The organism is Curtobacterium sp. MCBA15_004, assembly GCF_001865055.2.
Lineage (GTDB): Bacteria > Actinomycetota > Actinomycetes > Actinomycetales > Microbacteriaceae > Curtobacterium.
The window spans coordinates 532,439-555,487 of record NZ_CP126266.1 but is presented as its reverse complement, the minus strand read 5'-3'; the positions used below and the strand labels follow the sequence as shown (position 1 = coordinate 555,487).

Below are 23,049 nucleotides of genomic sequence, written 5' to 3'. Positions count from 1 at the left end.
GGCGGGCACGGGCGGTCGCCCGGCGGCGCCGAGTGTGACGGAAACGGCACGCTCGGTGCCGCCGGGCCGGCAGGACAGCGGGGCGGCAGGACAGCGGGCGTCAGGCCGGGACGGCGGGGCCGACCGGCCAGCGCAGGAGCGCAGCGGCCGCGGCACCGCCGGGCAGCGACGCCGCGTTCACGAGCACGAGCTCGGCGTCCGTGAGCACCGCCGCCCGCACGAGCGCGCACACGGCGGGCACCGCACCGACCACGGGCGTCCCGGCGGCCTGCTCCGGTGCGGTCGCGACCCACGGGGCGCCGGCGAGCGCCAGGAGCGTGCGGTCCCCGACCGCGACGGCGTCGAGCGCCACGACCGACCCCTGCGCCTGCTGCAGTGCGGACACCACGGAGCCGAGTCCGGTCACCGCGAGGTTGTCGCCGCGGCCGACGTGCGTGCGGAGCAGGTCCTCGAGGTCGTGCCGGCGGGTGGCGATCACCCGGGCGAGGGCGATCTCGACGTGCTCGACGAACGCCTGCCGCGCCGCGTCGTCCGACCGCGGGTCGACGGGCACGGTGGTGACGAGCGCACGCGCCTCGGTGGAGAGCGCCTTGACGAGCAGCTCCCGCGCGGTGACGTCCCCCGCGACGACGACGAGCCCGGGGCGCAGGCGGCGGACGGCCTCGTCCACGGCCCCGGCGACCTCGGCCGAGGTCTGCTTCCAGATCTCCTCGGTGTGGGCCTGCCAGTGCGGCTGCTTCCACCCGGTCCCGGCCTTCGCGTAGTGCAGGGTGTCGGTGCGGCCCTGCACCTGCTGCTCGTCGACGACCGACGGGGCGTGGCCGAGGCGGTAGGCGCGGAGGGTGCCGCCCTCACGGGTGACGTGCACGACCAGGAACGGCAGGTCGATCGGGCGGTGCGCGACGAGCGGCACGAGGTCGGGCACGGCCCCGACACCGATCGCCTCGGCACCGTGCAGGTGCCCGGGGAGCACCTCGCTGAGGACGAGCTCGCCGTCGTGGACGAGCACGTACCGGGCCACCGGCGACGGGACGCCCGGTTCCTGCTCGAACTCGGCGGCGATCGTGTCCACCACGTCGGCGCTCGCGCCCTGGGCACGCAGGGACTCCTCGACCGCCCGGAGCTTCAGGGCCGCCTGCCGCCGCGGGTCCTCGACGTTGCCGGACACGTCGGCGTAGGCCCACGCCCACGTGCCACCGCCCTCCAGCCGCTCCCCCAGGATCCCGTGCAGTTCGCTCGTCGCGTTGGTGGACGTCATGACAGCTCCTCTCGGCGGTGCGCCGGGGCGTCACGAACCCCGACGTGTCGTGTGCGGTCCACCATCCCCCTGCCCGGCCGGGCGTGCCCACGGCTCGGAGCCGACACCCAGCCGAGGCGGCTCCGTGCGACCGCCGACCAGCGACCAGCGACCAGCGACCAGTAACCAGCGACCCGTAACCAGCAACCAGCAACCAGCAACCAGCAACCAGCAACAACCGACCACCGACCACCGACCGGCGCGCCTCCCGCCGCCCCTACCGGCCCAGGTAACGACCAGCCGTGAAAAGCCGTGAACGCCTTCGTGAAAACACAGCGGCGCTCGGTTCCGTGCTCTACTGGCGGAGAACCCGATCCGACGACGAACCGGAGCTCAGGCAATGACGCCAACACCATCTGGACGACAGCTGTCGAGAAGAAACCTGCTCAGCCTCGGGCTCGGCACGGCTGCGGCGGGCTTGCTCGCCGGCTGTGCCGTCCCGGGTTCGACCAACGTGAACAAGGCGGCGGTGATCCCGGCTGCGGCCGGTGGCGAGACCGTGCAGATCACGTACTGGGCGTGGCTCAAGGACCTGCAGAAGGTCTGCGACGTCTGGAACGCGAAGAACCCCCGCATCCAGGTCACCGCGAACTGGATCCCCGGCGGCAACAGCGGCGGGTACCAGAAGATGTACTCCGCGCTCGCGGCCGGCGGCGGTCCGGACATCGGGCAGGTCGAGCTCCGCCAGATCCCCGAGTTCATGCTCGCGAACGGCCTGGTGGACCTGGCCCGCTACGGCGCGAAGGACCTCCGGTCGAAGTACGACGACGCCGCCTGGGCCCAGGTCGAGTTCGTCGACGGCGTCTACGGCATCCCCCAGGACACCGGTCCGATGGGCTTCTACTACCAGACCGCGATCCTCGAGCAGGCCGGCGGCGAACCCCCGACGACGTGGGACGAGTGGAAGGTCCTGGCCGACAAGGTCCGGAAGACCGGCAAGCAGAACTACCTCGAGGTGTTCCCGGTCGCCGATGCGTCGCCGTTCGCCGCGTACGCCCAGCAGGCCGGCGCGCGGTGGTTCAAGGTCGACGGCGACGAGTGGGTGGTCGACATGACCGACGACGCCACGCTGCGAGTCGCCGCGTTCTTCGACGGCTGCATCGACGACGGGCTCGTCGACACCTCGGCCGGCGCCTACACCCCCGGTTGGTACGCCGCGTGCGCGAACGGTCGGATCGCCGCCGTCACGAGCGCGAGCTGGGGCGACGCCCTCATCCAGTCCATCCAGGGCGGCGAGGGCAAGTGGAAGGTCGCGCCGATGCAGAAGTGGGACGCGTCCGGGTTCGGCTCGAGCGCGATCGGCGGCTCGAGCGCCGCGGTCCTGGCGAACGCGAAGCACCCGGAGGAGGCGCTCGAGTTCATCACCTGGATGACCACGTCGAAGGAAGGCATCGACGCGATGATCAAGTACTGCGGCATCGGGTGGTCCCCCGCGAAGGACTACATCGGAGCAGCGCGCCAGCAACCGAGCGCGTGGTTCTCCGGGCAGGACTACAACGAGGAGGTCTTCGCCCCCGCGGCGAAGGAGCAGAACATCGACTGGTCGTGGTCCCCCGTGACCCAGTCGGCGTTCACGAGCCTGCAGAACCAGTTCCGGCGCAAGCTCACCGGCGGCCTGAAGCTGACCGACGCCGTCGAGCTCGCCCAGCGGGAGATCGTCCAGTCCTTCAAGGACAAGGGCCTCAGCGTGAGGACGGCACGATGACCGCCACCCAGCCGCGCTCGGGCTACCGCACGAGCACCAGGGCCACGAGCGCCCAGAAGCGCGCCCCGTGGATCCTCCTCGCCCCGTTCCTCGCGCTGTTCGTCCTGACGTTCATCATCCCGATCATCAGCGCGCTGTTCCAGAGCTTCACCACCGTCGACCGCGAAGGGCTCTTCGGCGAGGACGGCGTCACCGGCCGCTTCGCCGGCTTCGACAACTACGCGATCGCGCTGCAGGACTCCGGGTTCGTCGCGTCGATCGGCCGCATGCTCCTGTTCGGCATCGTGCAGGTGCCGGTCATGATCATCGCGTGCACGATCCTCGCGCTCCTGCTCGAGTCGGCGAGCGCCCGCTGGCCGGCGTTCTTCCGCGCGGTCTACTTCATGCCGTACGGGGTCCCGGGCGTCATCGCGACGATCCTGTGGTCGTTCCTGTACGTGCCCGGCCTGTCCCCGATCATCGACCTGCTCCAGGCGGTGGGGCTCCAGCCGGACTTCCTCGGCGCGAACAGCGTGCTGTGGTCGATCGCGAACATCGTCACGTGGACCTACACGGGCTACAACATGCTCATCATCGTGGCGCAGCTGAAGTCCATCCCCGGTGAGGTCTACGAGGCCGCCAAGATGGACGGCGCCGGCCCCTTCCAGGTCGCCTGGCGGATCCAGATCCCGCTCATCGCCCCGGCGCTCGTCCTCACGACGGTGTTCTCGATCATCGGCACGCTGCAGCTCTTCGCCGAGCCGCAGATCCTGTCCACGGTCGCCCCGGCGATCGACACCGAGTACACGCCGAACTACGCCGCCTACACGAACGCGTTCGCCTTCAACGAGTACGGCGTCGCGAGTGCGCAGGCCGTGATCATCGCGTTGGCCGCGTTCGTCCTGTCGTTCGCGTTCCTCGCCCTGACGAACCGTCCGCCGAAGCACGAACGCGACCAGAACCGTCGCGCGAAGCGTGACGGCCTGGAGGCGCGGCGCGCCCTCCAGACGCGCGGTACCACCGGCGGGCCCTCCCGCCCGGCGACCGGCGTCGCCCACCGCAGCACGACCACGGGAGCCGCCACGGGCCTCCCGGCTGACCGCAAGGGGGCGGAAGCATGACCAGCGAAGCGATCGAGGCACCTGCGACGAAGCAGAACGCCCTCCCCGTCGACACCACGTCGATCACCGCGCACCAGCGGCGCAAGCTCGACCGGACGCCGACCTCGCAGATCGTCGTCACCGCCATCCTGGTGATCGTCGCGGTGTACTTCCTGGTGCCGCTGTACTGGGTCGTGATCGCCGCCACGAAGACGACCGGCGCGCTGTTCGCGACGAACGGGTTCTGGTTCGGCGGCGAGTTCGCCCTGTTCAGCAACATCCAGCAGGTGTTCTCGTACGACGGCGGCATCTTCGTCCGGTGGATCGCGAACAGCGTCCTGTACTCCGGCGTCGGCGCGGTCCTGGCGACCTACTTCGCCGCCGCGGGTGGCTACGCCCTGGCGAAGTACGAGTTCCGCGGCCGACAGCTCGTGTTCGGCACGATCCTCGGCGGCGTGCTCGTGCCGGGCACCGCGACGGCGCTGCCGCTGTTCCTGCTGTTCTCGACCATGGGCCTGACCGACACGTACTGGAGCGTGCTCATCCCGAGCCTGGTGTCGCCGTTCGGCCTGTTCCTGTGCCGGGTGTACGCGGCGGCCTCGGTCGACACGGCGCTCCTCGAGCAGGCGCGCATCGACGGCGCCGGCGAGATGCGGATCTTCCACACGATCGTGCTCCGCCAGCTGACGCCGGCGCTCGTCACGGTGTTCCTGTTCCAGGTGGTCGGGATCTGGAACAACTTCTTCCTGCCGCTCATCATGCTGGCAGACCAGAAGCTGTACCCGATCACACTGGGGTTGAACAACTGGCGCGCACAGGTGGACCGGCTGCCCGAGTTCTACCAGCTCACCACCGGCGGGGTGCTCGTCTCGGTCATCCCGCTCGTCGTCGCCATCATCGTCCTGCAGCGCTTCTGGCGCGGGGGCCTCACGGAAGGATCGGTCAAGGGTTGACCATCGCTGCTCACTCGTCCTCCACCCACGCAGCCCGGGAGGCAGCCGCCTCCGACGCCGCCGCGACCGCGCTCGACGCGCTCGCCTCGACGGCGCCGGGGTCGGAGACCCGGCTCGCCCCGCGGGCGTGGCTCCACACCGACGCCCCGTCCCTGTCGCTCGACGGGGACTGGGACTTCCGGTGGTCGCCGGTCGCCGACGTGCCGGTCCCCGGGGTGGGCCCGGCAGCGTCGGGGGCGCCGTCCGGAGCGTCGTCGGAGGTGGCGGACGAGTGGGGCAGCATCCCCGTCCCGTCGCACTGGGTCCTGCACGGCCACGGTGCGCCGAGCTACACGAACCTGCAGTACCCGTTCCCGATCGACCCGCCGCACCCGCCGGAGGAGAACCCGACCGGCGACCACCGCCGCACGTTCTCGTTGCCGTCGTCCTTCGACGCGGCCGACCGGGTGCTGCTCCGGTTCGACGGGGTCGAGTCGCACGTCCGGGTGTGGCTGAACGGGTCCCTCGTGGGCTGGTCCACCGGATCGCGCCTGGCGACGGAGTTCGACGTGACCGCACTGCTGGTGCCGGGCGAGAACGAGCTGCTCGTCCGCGTGCACCAGTGGAGTGCGGCCTCGTACCTCGAGGACCAGGACCAGTGGTGGCTGCCCGGGATCTTCCGGTCGGTCACGCTGCTCGCCCGGCCGACCGCGGCCGTCGACGACGTCTTCGTGCGCGCCGGCTGGACCGCGACGCTCGGGGACGCCGCGACCGCCGGCACCGCCGCCTCGGGCCGCCCGTCGACGGGGACGGGCACCATCACGTTCCCGACGCTCGACGCGGCGTTCCCGGTGCGCTTCACCGTGCCGTCGCTCGACGTCGACGTCACGTGGGCCACCGCCGACGACGTCGCGCCGATCACGGTCGAGGGCGTCGAGCCGTGGAGCGCCGAGCTCCCGCGGCTGTACGACGCCCAGGTGTCCACCGGCACCGCGGCCGGCGGACGGACGGGCGGTGAGACCGTGTCGCTGCGCCTCGGCTTCCGCACGGTGCAGATCGTCGGCGACCGGTTCCTGGTGAACGGCGAGCGCGTGGTCTTCCACGGCGTCAACCGGCACGAGACCCACCCCGTCCGCGGCCGGGTCTTCGACGAGGAGCACGCCCGCGCCGACATGGCGCTCATGAAGCGGAACAACGTCAACGCGATCCGCACCTCGCACTACCCGCCGCACCCCCGGGTGCTCGACCTGGCCGACGAGCTCGGGTTCTGGGTCGTGCTCGAGTGCGACCTCGAGACGCACGGCTTCCTGTTCACCGACTGGGTCGGCAACCCCTCCGACGACCCCGCGTGGCGCGACGCCTACCTGGACCGGATCGCCCGTACGGTCGAGCGGGACAAGAACCACGCGTCCATCGTCATGTGGTCGCTCGGCAACGAGTCCGGCACCGGACGGAACCTCGCCGCGATGGCGCAGTGGGTGCACGACCGCGACGACGAGCGGCCCGTGCACTACGAGGGCGACTACACGGGCGCCTACACCGACGTGTACTCGCGGATGTACCCGACGCTGCAGGAGACCGAGTCGATCGGCGGCGGCCCCGCTACCCCGCTGCTCGGCTGCGGTCCCGCCGAGGCCGCCCGACAGCGGTCGAAGCCGTTCCTGCACTGCGAGTACGTGCACGCGATGGGCAACGGCCCGGGGCAGATCGCCGAGTACGAGGCGCTCGTCGACAAGTACCCGCGCCTGCACGGCGGCTTCGTGTGGGAGTGGCGCGACCACGGGCTGCTCGCCCGGACCGCGTCCGGCGAGGACTACTACGCGTACGGCGGCGACTTCGGCGAGGTCGTGCACGACGGCAACTTCGTGATGGACGGCCTCGTGCTGCCCGACGACACCCCGACCCCCGGCCTGGCCGAGTTCGCCGCGGTCGTCGCGCCGATCCGGTTCTCGGTGTCGGACACCACGCTGCTCGTCGAGAACCGCTTCCACTCGGCGTCGACCGCCGGACTGCGGTTCTGCTGGACGCTCAGCCGGAACGGCGTCGTGGAGTCGTCGGGCCGGTTCGCGCCCGGCGTGGTCGCCGCCCGGCAGTCGGCCACGGTGCCCGTCCCCGACGAGGTCCTCGCCGCAGCGGCCGACACCGCGGCACTCGCCCCCGGCGACGAACTGTGGTTCGACGTGACCGCGGAACTGGCGGGGCCGACCGCGTGGGCGGACACCGGCCACGTCGTCGCGCGCACCCAGCGGCTCGTCGCGAGCCGACCGGCGGACGTGCCACGGGCCTCCAGCACCGGGTGGCAGGGCGACCGTCTCGGTGACGGGACCTTCACCGCCCGGGGTGACCTGGTGTCCTGGAAGGGCCACGAGGTCGCCGGACCGCGGCTCGAGCTCTGGCGCGCACCGACCGACAACGACGGCCTCGCCTCGCAGGGCGGGTACGAGACGGCCGACCCGGTGCTCACCCACGGCGTCGGTGACCCGACCGCGCCGCCCTCCGCGACGCGCTGGCGGGAGCGGGGCCTCGACCGGCTGACGCACCGGCTCGTCGCGGTGACGCGGACCGAGCACGGGCTCGAGCAGCGCGTGCGGGTGGCCGCCGCGAACAGCGGGTGGGGCGTCGACGTCACCCACCGCTGGACCCTGACCGACGCCGGGCTGCTGCTGCAGACCGACGCGGTGCCGTTCGGCGTGTGGGACGTCACCTGGCCCCGGATCGGCGTGCGGTTCGACCTGCCCGCGGCGCTGCTCGACGGCGAGGCGACCTGGTTCGGCACCGGGCCGGCGGAGTCGTACGCCGACTCGTCGCACGCCGCGCGGGTCGGGCGCTTCTCGGCACCGGTGCGTGCGCTCGGGGTCGAGTACTCGATGCCCCAGGAGACCGGGCACCGGCCGTCCCTGCGTGCGCTGTCGGTGGGACCGTTCACCGTGACGACCGTCGGGGCGCACCGGGCGGGCTTCACGCTCTCGCCGTGGACCGCGCAGCAGCTGACCCGGGCGATGCACCCGTACGAGCTGCCGACGCCGGACCACGCGTACCTGTACCTCGACGCGGCGCAGCACGGGCTGGGGTCGCGGGCGTGCGGGCTCGACGTGCTGCCGGAGCACCAGCTGTGGCCGCAGGCGTTCTCGTGGAGCGTGGTGCTCGGGTAGCGGGGGCGGGCCGCGGGCGCGGGGCCGCGGGCGGTCGCGGGGCCGGGCCGCGCCCGCGGGCGGCGGCCGCGGGCGCGGGGCCGGGCCGCGCCCGCGGGCGGCGGCCGCGCCGTTCCGCGGTTCGGCTTGCTCGCGCACAACGGAAAGCACCTCGCGCCACGGTTCGCCGTGGTGCGAGGTGCTTTCCGTTGTGCGAAGTGCCGCGGCGGGCGCGGCGCGCGACGGCGCAGCCGCCGCGGGCGCGCCGCGCGCCGGGGGCGCGCCCGCGCTACTCCCCCGCGGTGAGCGCGCGCAGCGCCTCGGGGTCGCTCTGGTCGAGGAAGTCCGTCAGCCGCTCGGGCTCGCCCGGCTCGTCGATCGCCTCGGCTGCCCGGCGCAGGGCGAACAGCGCGCGGAGCACGCCGCGGTTCGGCTCGTGCGACCACGGCACCGGCCCGGCACCGCGCCAGCCGGCCCGCCGCAGTGCGTCGAGACCGCGGTGGTACCCGACACGGGCGTAGGCGTAGGACTCCAGGGTCGCGCCGCGCTCCCACGCCTCGTCGGCGAGCAGCGCCCACGCCAGGCTCGAGGACGGGTGCGACACGACGACGCTCGCCACGGGGGCGTCGGCGGCGAGCGCCGCGGTCACCTCCGGCTCCTCGGGCAGCAGGGTCGCGGGGTTCGCGGTCGGGTTCGGCAGCAGGTTCTCCGGCATGCCTCCAGCCTGTCACCTCTTGCCTGCGGCCGGGCCCGCCCGTACGGTGGACGTCACCTCGTCGTCACCGCGGGGCTGCCGGGGCGGGAGACCGACCGACGGCACGGGTGGCGGACACGGGGGTCCCCCGACGGAAGAGCAGCAGTGCAGTCGACCACCGGTACCGCGCAGTCCTCGCGCTGACACCGTGATCGTCGCGCCCCGTCGGGCGCATCCGCGTCGCCGACCCCTCCGGGTCGCCGCGGGTCCGGTGTCGTGCGCCCAGCTCACGATCCGGGAGGCACCTCCATGCCCGCAACGACCCCCTCCGTCGTCCTGCACGACGTCACCTTCACCTGGCCCGACGGTTCCGTCGCGCTCGACCACCTCACCACTGCCTTCGGCCGGGGCCGGACCGGCCTGGTCGGGAGGAACGGGGCCGGCAAGTCCACGCTGGTCCGGCTCGTCACGGGGCAGCTCCACCCCACGTCGGGCAGCATCCGGACGACCGGTCCGGTCGACCTGCTGCCGCAGCGGCTCGCCGCCCGCCCCGGCGACACCGTCGCCGACCTGCTCGGCATCCGTCCGACGCTCACCGCGTTGCGCGCCGTGCTCGCCGGGACGGCGTCAGCCGAGGAGTTCGAGGCGGTCGGCGACGACTGGGACCTCGAGGAGCGTGCGGAGGCCGCGCTCGCCGGCGCCGGCACCGGACTCGACGGCGACGACCTGGACCGGCCGGCGACGACGCTCTCCGGTGGCCAGGCCGTGCTCGCCGCCGTCGCGGGCATCCGGCTCCGCGGTCGTCCGATCGCGTTCCTCGACGAGCCGACGAACAACCTCGACCGTCGGGCACGGGCGGCGCTCCTCGACCTGGTCGACACCTGGGACGGGACCCTCGTGCTCGTCAGCCACGACCGGGAGCTGCTCGAGCACGTCGACGAGACGGTCGAGCTCCGCGGCGGGACGGCGACCGTCTTCGGCGGCACGTTCAGCGCGTTCGAGGAGCACCTCGCCGTGCAGCAGGCCGCGGTCGAGCGCGAGGTCCGCGTCGCCGAGCAGCGGCACCGGGCCGAGCAACGGCAGCGGATCGAGGCGGAGACGACGATCGCGCGCCGGGCGAGGGCGGGCGCGCGTGCCGGCCGGTCGATGCCGAAGATCCTGGCGAACGAGCTGCGGAAGCAGGCCGAGCAGACCGCCGGGCGGCTCCGGGTCGCTCACGCGTCGGCCGAGTCCGGGGCGCTCGCGTCCGTGCGGGAGGCCGAACTCCGCCTCCGCGACGACGAGGCGATCCACGTGGCGCTCCCCGACCCGGACGTGCCCGCCGCACGGCGCATCGCCGCCCTCACGGTGCACGGGCGCGAGACGGTCGTGCAGGGTCCGGAGCGGATCGCGGTCGTCGGGGACAACGGCGTCGGCAAGAGCACGCTCCTCGAGCAGCTCGTCGGGGTGCCCGGCGCTCGGGAGCACCCGCTGCCCGGGACTGCGGCGGTGTCGTTCGTGGACCGGGTGGCGTACCTGCCGCAGCGGAAGGACACGCTCGACGACGGCGCGACCGTGCTCGACAACGTGCGACGGGCGGCACCGCACGTCCCGGATGCCGAGGTCCGCAACCGCCTGGCACGGTTCCTGGTCCGCGGGGACACGGTCGACCGGGTCGCCGGGGCCCTGTCCGGCGGTGAGCGGTTCCGGGTCGCGCTGGCGACACTCGTCCTCGCGGACCCGCCGCCGCAGCTGCTCGTGCTGGACGAACCGACGAACGACCTCGACCTGACGAGCGTCGACCAGCTCGTCGCCGCGCTCCGGGCGTACCGGGGTGCACTCGTGGTCGTCAGCCACGACGAGGCGTTCCTCGACCGGCTCGACCTGACCGGTCGTGTCGCCCTGTCGTGACGCCCGGGCGGCGCTACCGCCGCCGGGTCGGCCGGATCGCGAGCGACTCGATCGTCCCCCGCTCCGGCAGGTCGACGACGGTGCGCACGGCGGCGGCGACGTCCTCGGGCGCCAGGTAGTAGTCGGTGTCGTACTCCTCGCCGAGCTTCTCGACGAGGGCGCGCTGCATGTCCGAGTCGACCCGACCCGGGTGCACGCTCGACACCCGCACGCCGTTCGCCCGTTCTTCCTCGCGCAGGGCGTCGGCGAAGGCCCGCAGCGCGAACTTCGACGCCGCGTACACACCGCCGCCGGGGCCCGCCGTGAAGCCCGACCCGCTGTTGATCGGGACGACGATGCCACGGGCTGCCCGGAGCGCCGGCAGCGCCAGTCGGGTGAGCTCGGCGACGGCGAACACGTTCGTGGCGAAGACCTGCTCCCAGACCGCGCGCGGGGTGTCGCCGACGCGCGTGCCCTGCTCCACACCGGCGGAGTGGACGAGCACGTCGAGCCGCTCAGGGAGCGGGGCGGTCTCCCCCGCGCCGAGGTCGGCCACGAACGGCGAGGCGTCGGGCAGCTCGGCGACCAGGGCGTCGACCGCGTCGGCGGTCCGGCCGCCGACGACGACGTGGTGCGTGCGGCCGAGCTCGATCGCGATGGCCCGGCCGATCCCCCGGGTGGCACCGGTGACGAGTGCGGTCGGACGGCTGGCGGCAGGTGCGGTGTCGGTCATGGCCACGAGCCTACGGACGGCGTGGGACGGACCGGCACCGCGCCTCCAGGCTGTGGACGGCACCACCCGACCTGCCGCCTGTGCAGGAACGACGGAGGGCGGCGCACCCGCGCCGCCCTCCCACCCGACCGGACGGTGGCGCTCCCGCGCCGCCCTCCGACCCGACCGGAAGGCGACGCTCCCGCGCCGCCCTCCGCTCCGACCGCTGCCGGTCAGTCCTTCTCGCGCCCCGCGCTCTCGCGGATCCGGATGCCCTCGAGGACGTCCTTCGCGTGCTGCTCGTCCTGCTTCTCGATCTGCCGGGTGTCGCGCTCGGGGAGCTGGATGTCCTCCTCGGCACGGATGCCGGCCTGCAGCTGGCGCCCACGCTCGAGCTCGGCGTCGAACTCGGCGCCGAACAGCAGCGCGTTGTTCGTGATCCAGATCCACAGCAGGAAGACGATCACGCCACCGAGCGAGCCGTACGTGGCGTTGTAGTTCGAGAAGTTGCCGACGTAGAAGCCGAAGCCGACGCTCGCGACGACCCAGATCGTGATCGCGACGAGCGCGCCACCGCTGACCCACTTGAACTTCGACTGGCGGATGTTCGGCGCCCAGTAGTACAGCACCGCGACGATCACGATCATGATCGCGAGCAGGATCGGCCACTGCACGATCGAGACCACGAGCGCGGCTGCGTCCCCGAGGCCGACGACGTCACCGAACGTGCGCGCCAGGGGCCCGGAGAGCAGCACGAGCAGGCCGACCACGAGCAGCACGACGGTGAACACCGTGACGCCGAGCATGGTCGGGCGGAGCTTCCAGATCGGACGGCCCTCGCGCACGTTGTAGATCCGGTTCATCGCCCGGCCGAAGGCGCCGACGAACCCGGAGGCAGACCACAGCGCACCGAGGAGACCGACGATGAACGTGACCGGGGCCGCGGGCGAACGGACGAGACCCTCGATGGGGTCCTGGAGCAGGTCGGCGACCTGTCCACCGCCGACGTTGCGGACGACGTCGAGGAGCGTCTCGATCGTCTTCTGCGGATCGGACACCAGCCCGAGGATCGAGACGATCGCCAGCAGGCCCGGGAACAGGGCGAGGACCGTGTAGTACGTCAGGCTCGCCGCGAGGTCGGTGCACTGGTCGCCGGTGAACTCGCGGAGCGTCTTCTTCAGCGTGTACGTGAACGACGGCTTCGTCAGGTCGGTCGGGCTGTCCGGCTTGCGCGGGTCGTCCGGCGCCGGCTTGCCCTGGTTGCGGTCCGTGTCGTGGTCCTTGCGCGCCATGGCCCTAGCCCTTCGCCTTCGCGAGGGCCTTCGCCGCCGCCTTCGACCGCTTCGCGGCCTGCTTCCGGTTCGCCGTCGCACGGCGTTGCACCGCCGAGATGCCGGCGCGCTGCTTGACGCGGTTCTTGTGCACCGGGTCGCGCTCGAGCGACTCCTCCGCCGCCTTGCGTCGGGCCTTCCGCCCCTTCCGGCCACCGCGGGCCTGGTCGGGGTCGGGCTCCCCGCGCGCGCCGAAGGGCAGGAGCGCGGTGAACGCCGTCTGCGCCGGCGGCTGGTCGAGGTGGCCGGCCTCGGTCCGACCGATGCGCGCACCGAGCACGATCGCCGCGACGCCCGTCGCCGCGGTCACGGCCATCGCGACGAGCGGGGTCGGGTCACGGTGCCAGCGCTGCCGGGCCTTCGCGACCGCGAGCCGGGTGCGTGCCGGCACGTTCGCGCGCCGCTTGATCTCGGTGACGCTGTCCGTCAACCGCTCGCGCGTGCGCACGTTCGCGAGTTCCAGCTCGGGGAGACTGTCCTTGGCCATGCAATCTGCCTACCAGGACGGGTCCGCGCCGGTGCTCAGCAGGAGCCGTCTAGCGTGCGCCGCATGCTGATCCGGGACGTCGCCGAGGGGATCCACCGCCTCGAGCTCGCACACACCAACACCTACCTCGTCGAGACCGGCGACCGGCTGCTCGTCGTCGACGCCGGGCTGCCCGCCGTCTGGCCGCACCTGCTGCTCGCGGTGCACGAGCTCGGCTACTCGCCCGCCCGCGTCGAGGCGCTCCTGCTCACCCACGGCCACTTCGACCACGTCGGCACGGCCGCCCGGATGCACCGGGAGTGGGGCACGCCCGTGTACGTGCACCCCGGCGACCGCGAGCTCGCCGCGCACCCGTACTCGTACCGCCCGCAGACGAACCGGTTCGGCTTCGTCGCGGTGCACCCGGGCGGGTTCGCCCCGCTCGGCCGGATGCTCGTCGCCGGTGCGCTGACGGTCGACGGGGTCGCGGACACGCTGCCGCTCGCCTCGCGCGCCGAGGTCCCGGGCACCCCGTGGATCATCGAGACGCCCGGGCACACCGACGGGCACGTCGCGCTGCACTTCGCCGACCGTGACGCCGTGGTCGTCGGGGACGCGCTCGTCACCTTCGACCCGTACACGGGCGGGATCGGTCCGCGCGTGGTCGCCCCGGCCGCGACGGTGGACGTCGACACCGCGGTCGCCTCGCTCACCCGCCTGGAGGACACCGAGGCACGCCACGTCCTGCCCGGCCACGGGCCCGCGTGGTCGCGCGGGGTGCGGGCCGCGGTCGCGCAGGCGCGACGGACGGCGGGGGTCGCGTAGCGCGGCAGGCACGCGGCAGGCACGCGGCTGGCGCGGTACGCGGCACGCGGCACGCGGCACGCGGCACGCGGCACGCGGCACGCGGCACGCGGCACGCGGCGGACACGAGCGCGTTCCGGGAGGCGAGCGCGGCCCTGGTGGTGGGCGGCGACGGACGGGAGGCGCGGTGCGGGCCCGCACCGCGCCTCCCGTCCGTCGCCACGCACCCTGGTGCGCGCTCCCACCCGGAGCGCCCGCGACGCCTGGTGGAACCGGGCATCCCTGCCGGAACCGGGCATCCCTGACCGGACGGAACGACCCGGTACGCCCGGTCCCGCCGAGGACGCCGAGCACGCCGGCGGGCCGGGTCGGGCGCGCGCTACTCGGGCAGGACGACGTCCTCCGGGACGCCCGACACCGCCGAGCGACCAGCGGCCTCCATCACGGCGAGGCTGCGCAGGTTGTCGCGCCCGCTCGTCTCCGGTGCCGGGCCGCCCTCGACCGAGCGCGCGAACGCCTGCAGCCCGCCCTGGCGGTCCGTGTGCTGCATGGTCGGCAGCTCGACCGCCTCGGCCTCGGCGTCCTGGTCGGTCCGGAGCGTCACCCGGTCCCCCGCGACCTCGCTCGGCGACCCGTCACGGCTCGTGAACCAGAGCTCGCCGTCCTCGCCCTGGATGCTCCACTCGCCGGCCCACGCGGTGCGCGGCGCCCGGGACAGCCAACTGCCGCGGTAGCTCACGACGAGGCCGCCCTCGAGCTCGATGACCATCGAGGTGATCGCCTCGTCCTGGTACTTGCTGTACGACGGGTAGGAGGAGCGGGCGTAGACGCGCACGGCCTCGCGTCCGGTGATCATCCGCATCAGGTCGAAGTGGTGGATCGCCATGTCGTTGATCATCGGGTGCGGGAACCGGTAGTGCGGGTAGGTCTCCGCGGGCTCGTCGTTGTCCCACTGCCGGAAGTCGACGTCGATCGAGGCGATCTCGCCCACGGCGTCGGCCTCGAGCAGCTCCTGCACCACGCGGGGTGCGGGGTACCAGCGGTAGTTCTGGCTGACCTGGAGCACGAGCCCGAGCTCCTCGGCGCGGCGGACGGCCCGGAGTGCCTCCTCGGTGGAGTTCGCGAAGGGCTTCTCGACGAGGACGTGCTTGCCGGCGTCGAGGGCCTCGAGGGCGAGCGGCACGTGCGTGACGGCCGGCGCGGTGATGAGCACGGCGTCCGCCTCGACCGCGGCGAGCGCCTCGGTGAGGGACGCGAACGCGCTGCCGGCCGGCATGCCGAGGTCGGCGCGGACGGCCTCGAGGGTCGCCGCGCTCGGGTCGACGAGCCCGACCACCTCCACCTCGCTGACCTGCGGGACGGCGGTGCGGGCCCAGTTGCCGCCCCAGCCTCCGAGACCGACGTGGATGATGCGGACCGTCATGCGGGCACTCCTTCGTGACTGCGGTGCGCCACGACTCCCGCGGCACGTCCGACCAGTCTGTCAGGGCCGCGGGTGCCGGGGCGCAGGCGGGACGGGCGCGCCGGGCGTCGGGCGGGTCCGCGGATGGAGCAGAAGACGTCGGGTGCGTGGGGTCGACCCGACGTTTCCTGCTCCATCCGCACCGGGGACGAGCGCGAGCGCCCGGCACGCGGGCGCCCGGCTCAGTGCGTGAAGGCGTAGACGATGAGCGCCATCGTGACGATGAAGCCCGCGAGGTAGTTGATCCAGAGGAAGCGCTTCCACCCCGCGTTCGCCGCCTCGGCCCCGGCGTCGGTGACGTTCCACCACGGCAGCACGTTGAGCGCGTACGGCACCACCACGACGGCGGCGATCGGCCCGGGGAACGCCGAGAACAGCAGCACCACCCCGGCCACCAGGTAGGCGGCGAACGCCAGGCGCACGGTCGCGCGCGCACCGATCACCGTCGCCACGGACCCGATGCCCCCGGCCCGGTCGGCCAGCACGTCCTGCACGGCACCGAACGCGTGCGAGGCCACGCCCCACAGGAAGAACGCGACGCACACGGCGACGAGCTGCCCGGTCCAGTGCGGTCCGGCGAGCGCGAGGCCGTACAGCGCCGGCGACACGAAGTGCGTCGACGAGGTGAGCGAGTCGAGGAAGGGCTTCTCCTTGAACCGCAGGCCCGGCGCCGAGTACGCGACCACCGCGAACACACTGATCGCCAGGACGAACCACGACCACGGACCGTTGCCGCTCAGCGCGCCGAGCACGACGAGCGCGACGAGGAACGGCACGTTCGTCACGACCACGGCCCACAGCGTCGCCCGGTGCACGCTCTTGTCGAGCAGGGCCCCCTCGACGCCGCCCTTGCGCGGGTTGCGCAGGTCGGACTCGTAGTCGAAGACGTCGTTGATCCCGTACATCGCCAGGTTGTAGGGCACGAGGAAGTACACGACGCCGACGAGGAACGCGACGAGTGAGAACCCGCCGCCGCCCGCGACGCCGACCCCGCTGCCGAGCAGGTAGGCGGCACCGAACGGGTAGGCGGTGTTCACCCAGCTGATCGGCCGGGAGGACACGAAGAGCGCGCGCAGCGTCGACGGACGGGAGGCGGTGGTGGCGTTCACTCGGGGTCCTCGGCTCGCGGGGTGGTCGGGTCGGGCGCGGGGCGCCGGTCGGTCCGGTCGTGCGCGCCCGTCCGGTCGCGTGCGGCGGTGCGGTCGTGCGCGCCGGTCCGGTCGAACAGCACCCACAGGCTCGGCAGCAGCACGACCGCGGCGACCGAGTAGGCCAGGTCCTCGACCGGGATCACCCCGATCTTCGCACCCCACACGAGCGACCAGTCGTAGGCCACGACCCGGAGCGCGACGATGACGTTGTCGAACACCATCGTCATCGCGACCAGCACGACGCCGACGACCACCGACGTCACCACGGCCACCCGCGGCCCGGCCGACGACCGTCGTCCCGCTGCCCGGGCGCGACGGGCTGCGACGACCCCGGCGACGACCGCGACGACCACCACGGCGGCGAAGAACGGCAGGGCGAGCAGGGCGTAGGTCGCGGTGCCGGCGCCGCTCACGAGCGACCCCGGGTGGAGGCACCGGGCGCTACCGGGGCCGGTGCGTCCACCGCTGCGCGCTTCCGGGCCGCACGGCGCTCGAGCACCGGCCGCACCGCCCCGACCAGGTCCATCGTCGTCCAGCAGAGCAGCACCAGGAAGAAGAGCTCCTCGAGCGGCACCTCCGGTGCGAGCAGGACGCCGGTCAGCAGGTCCTGCTGGCCGATGAAGAAGATCCCGAGCGCGACCCCGGCCGCGTCCCACACCAGGAAGAACGCGAGGCCGACGGCCATCACCGCGGCCGCGCGCCACGGCGCCCGCCAGAAGAACAGGCGGTGGCGCGCGTCGAGCACGGCCACGCCGACGATCGACACCACGAGCCCGGCGAGGTAGACCCCCGGCATCAGTCCGTGGTCCGCGCCGCACCCACGGGCGACGGCAGCGGGGTCGGCAACGGCTCCGTGCTCGTGTCGCCGTGGATCCGCTTGAGCAGCACCTCGGCGCTGATCAGGCACATCGGCAGCCCGATGCCCGGGGTCGTCGAGGCACCGGCGTAGTACAGGCCGTCGACCTTCTTCGACACGTTCTTCTCGCGGAAGAACGCGCTCTGCGCCAGGGTGTGCGCCGGCCCGAGCATCGAGCCGCTCCAGGCGTTGTAGTCGTCGGCGAAGTCCTGCGGCCCGATCGTGCGGCGGACCCGGATGCGGTCGCGGAGGTCGGGCACACCGGCGCGCTCGGCGATGACGTCGATCGCGCGGTCGGCGATCCGCTCGACCTCGGCGTCGCCAGCCCCGTCGATGCCGCCCTTGCCGATGGACAGGTCGGCGGGGAGCGGGACGAGCACGAACAGGTTGCTCGTGCCCTCGGGCGCGACGGTGTCGTCGGTCAGCGAGGGGGCGCAGACGTAGATCGACGCCGGGTCCGGCACGTGCCGGTCCTTGCCGAAGATCGCGCCGAAGTTCGCCTCCCAGTCCTCGGTGAAGACGAGGGTGTGGTGCAGCAGCCCGGGCACGGGACCGTCGACGCCGAGGTACGCGAGCACGGCGCTCGGCCCCGGGTCGCGCTTCTGCCAGTGCACCTCGGGGTAGCTGCGGTGTTCGGCGTCGAGCAGGTGCAGTTCGGTGTGGTGCAGGTCGGAGGCGCTCACCACGAGGTCGGCCGGCACGGTGTGGCGCTCCCCCGCGGCATCGCGGTGCACGACGCCGGTGACGTGGCCGTCCTCGACGAGGATCCGCTCGACCGGCGACTCCGTGGCGATCGTGACGCCCTCGCGCCGGGCGACGCGCTCGACCGCGGCGATCACCTCGGTGATGCCGCCCTTCGGGTAGAGCACCCCGTCGGCCAGGTCGAGGTGGCTCATCAGGTGGTACATGCTCGGCGCCGCGTACGGGCTCGTGCCGAGGAACACCGCCGGGTAGCCGAGGACCTGCCAGAGCCGCCGGTCCCGGACGGCCTTCGACGCGAAGGTCGACAGCGGCTGGAGCAGCAGTCGGGCGAGCTTCGGGAGCCGCCGCAGCACGTCGGGCGCGGCGAGCTTCGTGAGGTCCTGGAACGTCGTGTACAGGAACCGACGCACGGCCATCGCGTAGGTGTCCTCGGCGGAGTCGAGGTACGCCCGCATCCGCTCGCCGGCGCCGGGCTCGATCGACTCGAACAGCGCGATGTTCGCCTCGCGGTCGGCGAGCAGGTCGATCGGCTCGTCGTGTCCCTCGGAGTACACGCGGTACCCCGGGTCGAGCTTCACGAGGTCCATCTCGGCCGCGGCGGAGGTGCCGAGCAGCTGGAAGAAGTGGTCGAACACCTCGGGCATGAGGTACCAGGACGGCCCGGTGTCGAACCGGAAGCCGTCGCGCTCCCACGAGCCGGCGCGACCGCCGAGCTGGTCGCGCTGCTCGAGCACGGTGACGGCGTAGCCGTCCCGCGCGAGCAGCGCGGCGGACGCCAGTCCGCTGATCCCGCCGCCGATGACGACGACGCGTCGGGCCGGCACCGTGCGTCGACGGGTGGGTGCGGTCGGCCTGGAGGCACGTGGCGGGGTCATCGCGCGCCTCCCGTCCGGTGGTGGGCAGCCCGGGACGCGAGCGGCGCGCGTCCGGCGAGCACCTGCGCGGCCAGCCGCGCCTTGACCGGGTTCGGCACCCGGACCCGGCTGGTGACCAGACGGTCCGCCGGGGTCGCCGCGATGCGGTCGTTGAGCTCCTGGAACAGCGCGTGCGCGAGCCCGACGGCCTTGCGCGCGTCGGCCGGCAGCAGCGGCACGGTCAGGGCGGCGCGGTCGAGGTCGGCCTGCACGTCGGCGACCAGGCGGTGCTTCGTCGCCTCGTCGAACGAGCGGATGTCGACCCCCGGGAAGTACGAGCGACCGAGCACCTCGAAGTCGGCGTGCAGGTCGCGGAGGAAGTTGACCTTCTGGAATGCTGCGCCGAGGGCCCGCGCGCCGTCGACGAGCACGGTGTCGTCGAAGGTCGGTCGTCCGGCACGGTGCACGAACGCGCGGAGGCACATCAGGCCGACGACCTCGGCCGAGCCGTACACGTAGCGGTCGAACGAGGCCTGGTCGTGCTCGGTGCGCTCGAGGTCCATCCGCATCGACGCGAAGAACGGCTGCGTCAGTTCGGGACCGAAGCCCGTGGTGCGGGCGGTCCGGGCGAAGGCGTGCACGACGGGGTTCACCGAGAACCCGTGCGCCATCGCGCGCTCGGTGTCGGTCTCGAGCTCGTCGAGGACCGTGCGGGCGAGGTCGTGGTCGAGCCCGGCCTCGGTCGCGGGGCCGTCGACGACCTCGTCGGCGACGCGCACGAGGGCGTAGACGTTGCGGATGTGCTCCCGCGTGTCCTTGGTGAGCAGGCGGCTGGCCAGGCCGAACGAGGTCGAGTAGCGCTCGATGACGACCCCGGACGCAGCCTCGGCCGTCGCGTCGTAGAGGGGCAGACGCGGTGGTGCGGTCTGGGTCACCGCACGCGCTCCAGCAGTTCGGTCACGAGTGCCTCCAGGCGGTCGGCGAGGTCGTAGGGCAGGGCTGCGAGCTCGGCACGGGCGAGGGCCGCGTGCTCGGCGATCCGGGACTCGGCAGCCGATCGGGCGCCGCAGGTCTCCAGGGTGGCACGGAGTTCGGCGGCGCGCTCCTCGGTGAGGCCCGGGTCGCCGAGGTACGGCGCGATGTCGTCCCAGCAGTCGGTGGTCGCGGCGTACGCGATGAGCATGGTCCGCTTGCCCTCGCGCAGGTCGCCGAGGACGGACTTGCCGGTCGCGGTCTCGTCGCCGTAGACCCCGAGCAGGTCGTCGACGATCTGGTACGCGATGCCGATCTCGCGGCCGAACGCACCGAGGGCCTCGACCACCTCGTCGGAGGCCCCGGCGAGCACGGCGCCGGACTGCAGCGGTGCCTCGAACGAGTACACGCTCGTCTTCGCGCGCTCCATCGCGAGGACCTCGTCGACGGAGGGCATCACGCCGTGCGCGAGGTCGACGTCGGTCATCTCGCCCGCGGCGCTCGCGAACACCGCGTCGTCGAGGATCTCGAGCAGACGGGAGCGTCGCTCCCCGGTGACGCCGGACGCCTCGATGAACCGGGCGGCGGCGACGAGGGCGAGGTCACCGGCGATGACGGCCGCGCTCACCCCGCGGTGCTCGGCGGTCGGCAGGGCCAGGCCACCCGTGGTCCCGGTGTCGCGGAACGCCCCGGCGACGTTCGGCTGCCCACGACGGGACCAGTCGCGGTCGATGACGTCGTCGTGCACCACGAGGGCGGTGTGCAGGAGTTCGTACGCCGCGGCGACGTTGGCCGCGGCGTGGTCGTCGGTGCCGCCGAGGAAGCCGTAGGCGGTCAGCACCATGCGGGGGCGGAACCGCTTGCCGCCCATGCTCGCCTTGCGGAGGACTCGCCAGAGTTCCTCGGACGGTCGGCCGAACCGCTGCGCGCGGGCCGACGACACCGCGAAGAAGCGTTCGATGCAGTCGTCGACCAGCGCGAGGTCGATCTGGGCCACGGTGGCCGCTTCCTCGCTCATTGGCCTAATCTATCGGTGCAGATGAACACTTTCCCGGAAACCGTCGTCCTGTTGGCAGATGACCGTACCCCGGTCGGCACGGCGGACAAGTTCGCGGTGCACACGACCGACACGCCGCTCCACCTCGCGTTCTCGTGCCACGTGCGGAACACCGCGGGTGAGGTCCTCGTGACCCGCCGCGCCCTGAGCAAGAAGACCTGGCCCGGCGTGTGGACCAACACGTTCTGCGGGCACCCAGGCCCGGACGAGGCGTTCGAGGACGCCGTCGCCCGCCGTGCATCCCGTGAGCTCGGCATCACCGTCCGCGACGTCGAGCTCGTCCTGCCCGACTTCCGGTACCGCGCGGTGGACGCCTCCGGCATCGTCGAGAACGAGGTCTGCCCGGTGTTCCGCGCCGTGACCGACGACGTGCCGGCCCCCGCGGACGACGAGGTCGCCGAGTACGCGTGGGTCTCCGAGGAGGCGCTGCGCGAGTCCGTCGCGGGTGCGCCCTTCGCGTGGAGCCCGTGGCTCGGGTGGCAGCTCGCCGAGCTCGAGCGCCAGGGACTGCACGTCACGCGCTGACGACGTCGACGAACGGGAGGGTCGTGGCGGTCCCGCCTCGACCCTCCCGTGCGTGCGCCCCGGGCGCGTCCCGCTGACGGCGTCGGCCGGGGTCGGGTGGCGCGCAGCCGACTCCCGTGCATAATGATCTGGCTCGGAATGTGAACGTGCACATCGAGGTGCCACGGCCCCGAGCGGGAGAGAGCAACGATGGCGTCACCGCGGACACAGCAACCGCGATCGCCCAGCATCCGCGACGTCGCGCGGGTCGCCGGCGTCTCGCACCAGACCGTCTCGCGGGTGCTCAACAACTCCGACGCGATCCGTGCCGAGACCCGGGACAAGGTGCTCGCGGCGATGGAGCAGCTGCAGTACCGGCCGAACCGCGCCGCGCGGGCGCTGGTCACGAGCCGGACGCACACGATCGGCGTCCTCACGGCGCAGCGCTCGCACTACGGCCCGGCCGCGACCATGCAGGCCATCGAGGACGCGGCGGTGTCGCGCGGGTACTCGGTGACCACGTCGAACATCGCCGACGCGACGGACGCCGCGGTCCGGGACGGTCTCGGGCACCTGCTCGACCAGGACGTCGAGGGGATCATCGTCATCGCGCCCCAGCAGCGCGTGTTCGACCTCATCGAGGAACTCGGCATGCGCACGCCGTACGTGGCGCTGCGGACGAGCGTCGGGGACGGCCCGACGACCCTGTTCGTGGACCAGATGGAGGGCGCCCGGCTCGCGACCGCGCACCTGCTCGACCTCGGGCACGAGTACGTCAGGCACATCGCGGGCCCGCGCGACTGGATCGAGGCCGAGGCCCGCATGCAGGGCTTCCTGCGCGAGATGAGCGACCGCGACATGCCCGTCGTCCCACCGATCCTGGGCGACTGGACCGCGGACTTCGGCTACCACGCGGGGCGTGAGCTGCTGCGGTACCGGGACTGCACGGCGATCTTCTGCTCGAACGACGCGATGGCGCTCGGGGTCATGCACGCGGCCCGCTCCTACGGCCTCGACGTCCCGGGCGACCTGTCGGTGGTCGGGTACGACGACATCCCGGAGGCGAAGCACCTCTGGCCGCCGCTCACCACCGTGCAGGTCGACTTCCCCGAGCTCGGCCGTCGCTGCGTCGAGTTGCTGCTCCCCGCGGCGGAGCAGGCGCTCCGGCCCGTGGACCTCGTCCCGCAGCTCGTCGTGCGCGGGTCGACCGGCGCACCGCGCCGCCGCTGACGCGACCGCGCCGGGACGGGAGGCCCGTGGCGGGGCCGCACCGCGCCTCCCGTCCGCCCCGTGGCGGGTCGAGGGACGCGCGACCGGGCCGCGCCGCGCCTCCCGTGCCCCCACCTCGGGGGCCGGACCCGCGCGGCTTCCGCCGGATCGCGCGGGCCGTTACAGAAACGCGACCCAACCGAATTGACAGCCCCCTCGGCGCTGTGCGTAAATTACCTCCGTTCCGCCGATGTGAACGGTC

At 73.0% G+C, this 23,049-nt stretch carries 19 protein-coding genes and 1 pseudogene; 8 read left to right on the top strand and 12 right to left on the bottom strand.

Annotated elements, in window-relative coordinates:
* Positions 1–100 precede the first annotated feature (100 nt).
* Entirely contained in the window at positions 101–1,258 is a 1,158-nt protein-coding gene (locus QOL16_RS02705) for a hypothetical protein (RefSeq protein WP_065962780.1), read from the bottom strand.
* A 379-nt stretch (positions 1,259–1,637) separates the two neighbouring features.
* On the opposite strand from QOL16_RS02705, the gene QOL16_RS02700 reads away from it, so the two are divergent.
* The 4 genes and pseudogenes from QOL16_RS02700 to QOL16_RS02685 all read left to right on the top strand — a co-directional run bounded on the left by QOL16_RS02700 (position 1,638) and on the right by QOL16_RS02685 (position 8,165).
* Positions 1,638–3,002: a sugar ABC transporter substrate-binding protein gene (locus QOL16_RS02700; RefSeq protein WP_071285268.1), complete on the top strand. Its 1,365-nt coding sequence runs from the start codon at positions 1,638–1,640 to the stop codon at positions 3,000–3,002.
* Positions 2,999–3,916 (top strand): annotated as a pseudogene (locus tag QOL16_RS02695) (carbohydrate ABC transporter permease); the annotation flags it as partial. The gene QOL16_RS02700 and the pseudogene QOL16_RS02695, both read left to right, overlap by 4 nt.
* 182 nt (positions 3,917–4,098) lie before the next feature.
* Positions 4,099–5,034, top strand: coding sequence for a carbohydrate ABC transporter permease (locus QOL16_RS02690; RefSeq protein ID WP_254780321.1), 936 nt, complete (start codon positions 4,099–4,101; stop codon positions 5,032–5,034).
* A 2-nt stretch (positions 5,035–5,036) separates the two neighbouring features.
* Positions 5,037–8,165, top strand: a complete 3,129-nt coding sequence (locus tag QOL16_RS02685; RefSeq protein WP_083395159.1) for a glycoside hydrolase family 2 TIM barrel-domain containing protein — start codon at positions 5,037–5,039, stop codon at positions 8,163–8,165.
* A gap of 268 nt (positions 8,166–8,433) precedes the next feature.
* Here the strand turns inward: QOL16_RS02685 and QOL16_RS02680 are convergent, their stop codons facing one another.
* Positions 8,434–8,859 carry a DUF3151 domain-containing protein gene (locus tag QOL16_RS02680; protein WP_065964751.1) on the bottom strand — a complete coding sequence of 142 codons (426 nt, stop codon included), beginning with the start codon at positions 8,857–8,859 and terminating at the stop codon, positions 8,434–8,436.
* Between the two features lie 288 nt (positions 8,860–9,147).
* Here QOL16_RS02680 and QOL16_RS02675 point away from each other — a divergent pair, with 288 nt between their 5' ends.
* Positions 9,148–10,728, top strand: a complete 1,581-nt coding sequence (locus tag QOL16_RS02675) for an ABC-F family ATP-binding cassette domain-containing protein (RefSeq protein WP_071283853.1) — start codon at positions 9,148–9,150, stop codon at positions 10,726–10,728.
* Positions 10,729–10,741: 13 nt separating this feature from the next.
* Here QOL16_RS02675 and QOL16_RS02670 read toward each other — a convergent pair whose 3' ends face one another.
* From QOL16_RS02670 to QOL16_RS02660, 3 genes are all read right to left on the bottom strand, one after another.
* On the bottom strand, positions 10,742–11,440 hold the full coding sequence (locus QOL16_RS02670; protein WP_065964754.1) for an SDR family oxidoreductase: 699 nt from the start codon (positions 11,438–11,440) through the stop codon (positions 10,742–10,744).
* Between the two features lie 212 nt (positions 11,441–11,652).
* The gene (locus QOL16_RS02665; RefSeq protein ID WP_065964758.1) at positions 11,653–12,711 is read right to left on the bottom strand and encodes a YihY/virulence factor BrkB family protein; all 1,059 of its coding nucleotides are present in this window, start codon (positions 12,709–12,711) and stop codon (positions 11,653–11,655) included.
* Between the two features lie 4 nt (positions 12,712–12,715).
* Complete coding sequence (locus tag QOL16_RS02660) at positions 12,716–13,237, bottom strand: hypothetical protein (protein ID WP_071283850.1); 522 nt, start codon at positions 13,235–13,237, stop codon at positions 12,716–12,718.
* A gap of 63 nt (positions 13,238–13,300) precedes the next feature.
* On the opposite strand from QOL16_RS02660, the gene QOL16_RS02655 reads away from it, so the two are divergent.
* A complete protein-coding gene (locus QOL16_RS02655; protein WP_071283878.1) occupies positions 13,301–14,041 on the top strand; it encodes an MBL fold metallo-hydrolase in 741 nt (246 codons plus the stop codon).
* Between the two features lie 358 nt (positions 14,042–14,399).
* On the opposite strand, the gene QOL16_RS02650 is transcribed toward QOL16_RS02655, so the two are convergent.
* The 7 genes from QOL16_RS02650 to QOL16_RS02620 all read right to left on the bottom strand — a co-directional run bounded on the left by QOL16_RS02650 (position 14,400) and on the right by QOL16_RS02620 (position 21,035).
* The gene (locus QOL16_RS02650; RefSeq protein ID WP_071283846.1) at positions 14,400–15,443 is read right to left on the bottom strand and encodes a Gfo/Idh/MocA family protein; all 1,044 of its coding nucleotides are present in this window, start codon (positions 15,441–15,443) and stop codon (positions 14,400–14,402) included.
* A 221-nt stretch (positions 15,444–15,664) separates the two neighbouring features.
* Entirely contained in the window at positions 15,665–16,591 is a 927-nt protein-coding gene (locus tag QOL16_RS02645) for a prenyltransferase (RefSeq protein ID WP_071249003.1), read from the bottom strand.
* A complete protein-coding gene (locus tag QOL16_RS02640; RefSeq protein ID WP_071283843.1) occupies positions 16,588–17,046 on the bottom strand; it encodes a hypothetical protein in 459 nt (152 codons plus the stop codon). The genes QOL16_RS02645 and QOL16_RS02640 overlap by 4 nt, the downstream gene beginning before the upstream one ends.
* Entirely contained in the window at positions 17,043–17,429 is a 387-nt protein-coding gene (locus QOL16_RS02635) for a lycopene cyclase domain-containing protein (protein ID WP_071283839.1), read from the bottom strand. The genes QOL16_RS02640 and QOL16_RS02635 overlap by 4 nt, the downstream gene beginning before the upstream one ends.
* Positions 17,429–19,066: a phytoene desaturase family protein gene (gene crtI, locus QOL16_RS02630; RefSeq protein ID WP_083394977.1), complete on the bottom strand. Its 1,638-nt coding sequence runs from the start codon at positions 19,064–19,066 to the stop codon at positions 17,429–17,431. Before crtI ends, QOL16_RS02635 begins: the two co-directional genes overlap by 1 nt.
* A complete protein-coding gene (locus tag QOL16_RS02625) occupies positions 19,063–19,980 on the bottom strand; it encodes a phytoene/squalene synthase family protein (RefSeq protein ID WP_065964203.1) in 918 nt (305 codons plus the stop codon). The genes crtI and QOL16_RS02625 overlap by 4 nt, the downstream gene beginning before the upstream one ends.
* Positions 19,977–21,035 (bottom strand): polyprenyl synthetase family protein, encoded by a 1,059-nt coding sequence (locus QOL16_RS02620; protein WP_071249013.1) that lies wholly within the window; start codon positions 21,033–21,035, stop codon positions 19,977–19,979. Before QOL16_RS02620 ends, QOL16_RS02625 begins: the two co-directional genes overlap by 4 nt.
* A 21-nt stretch (positions 21,036–21,056) precedes the next feature.
* On the opposite strand from QOL16_RS02620, the gene idi reads away from it, so the two are divergent.
* On the top strand, positions 21,057–21,599 hold the full coding sequence (idi, locus tag QOL16_RS02615) for an isopentenyl-diphosphate Delta-isomerase (protein WP_065964218.1): 543 nt from the start codon (positions 21,057–21,059) through the stop codon (positions 21,597–21,599).
* 189 nt (positions 21,600–21,788) lie between these two features.
* Positions 21,789–22,808 (top strand): LacI family DNA-binding transcriptional regulator, encoded by a 1,020-nt coding sequence (locus tag QOL16_RS02610; protein WP_065964205.1) that lies wholly within the window; start codon positions 21,789–21,791, stop codon positions 22,806–22,808.
* The last annotated feature ends 241 nt before the right edge of the window (positions 22,809–23,049 follow it).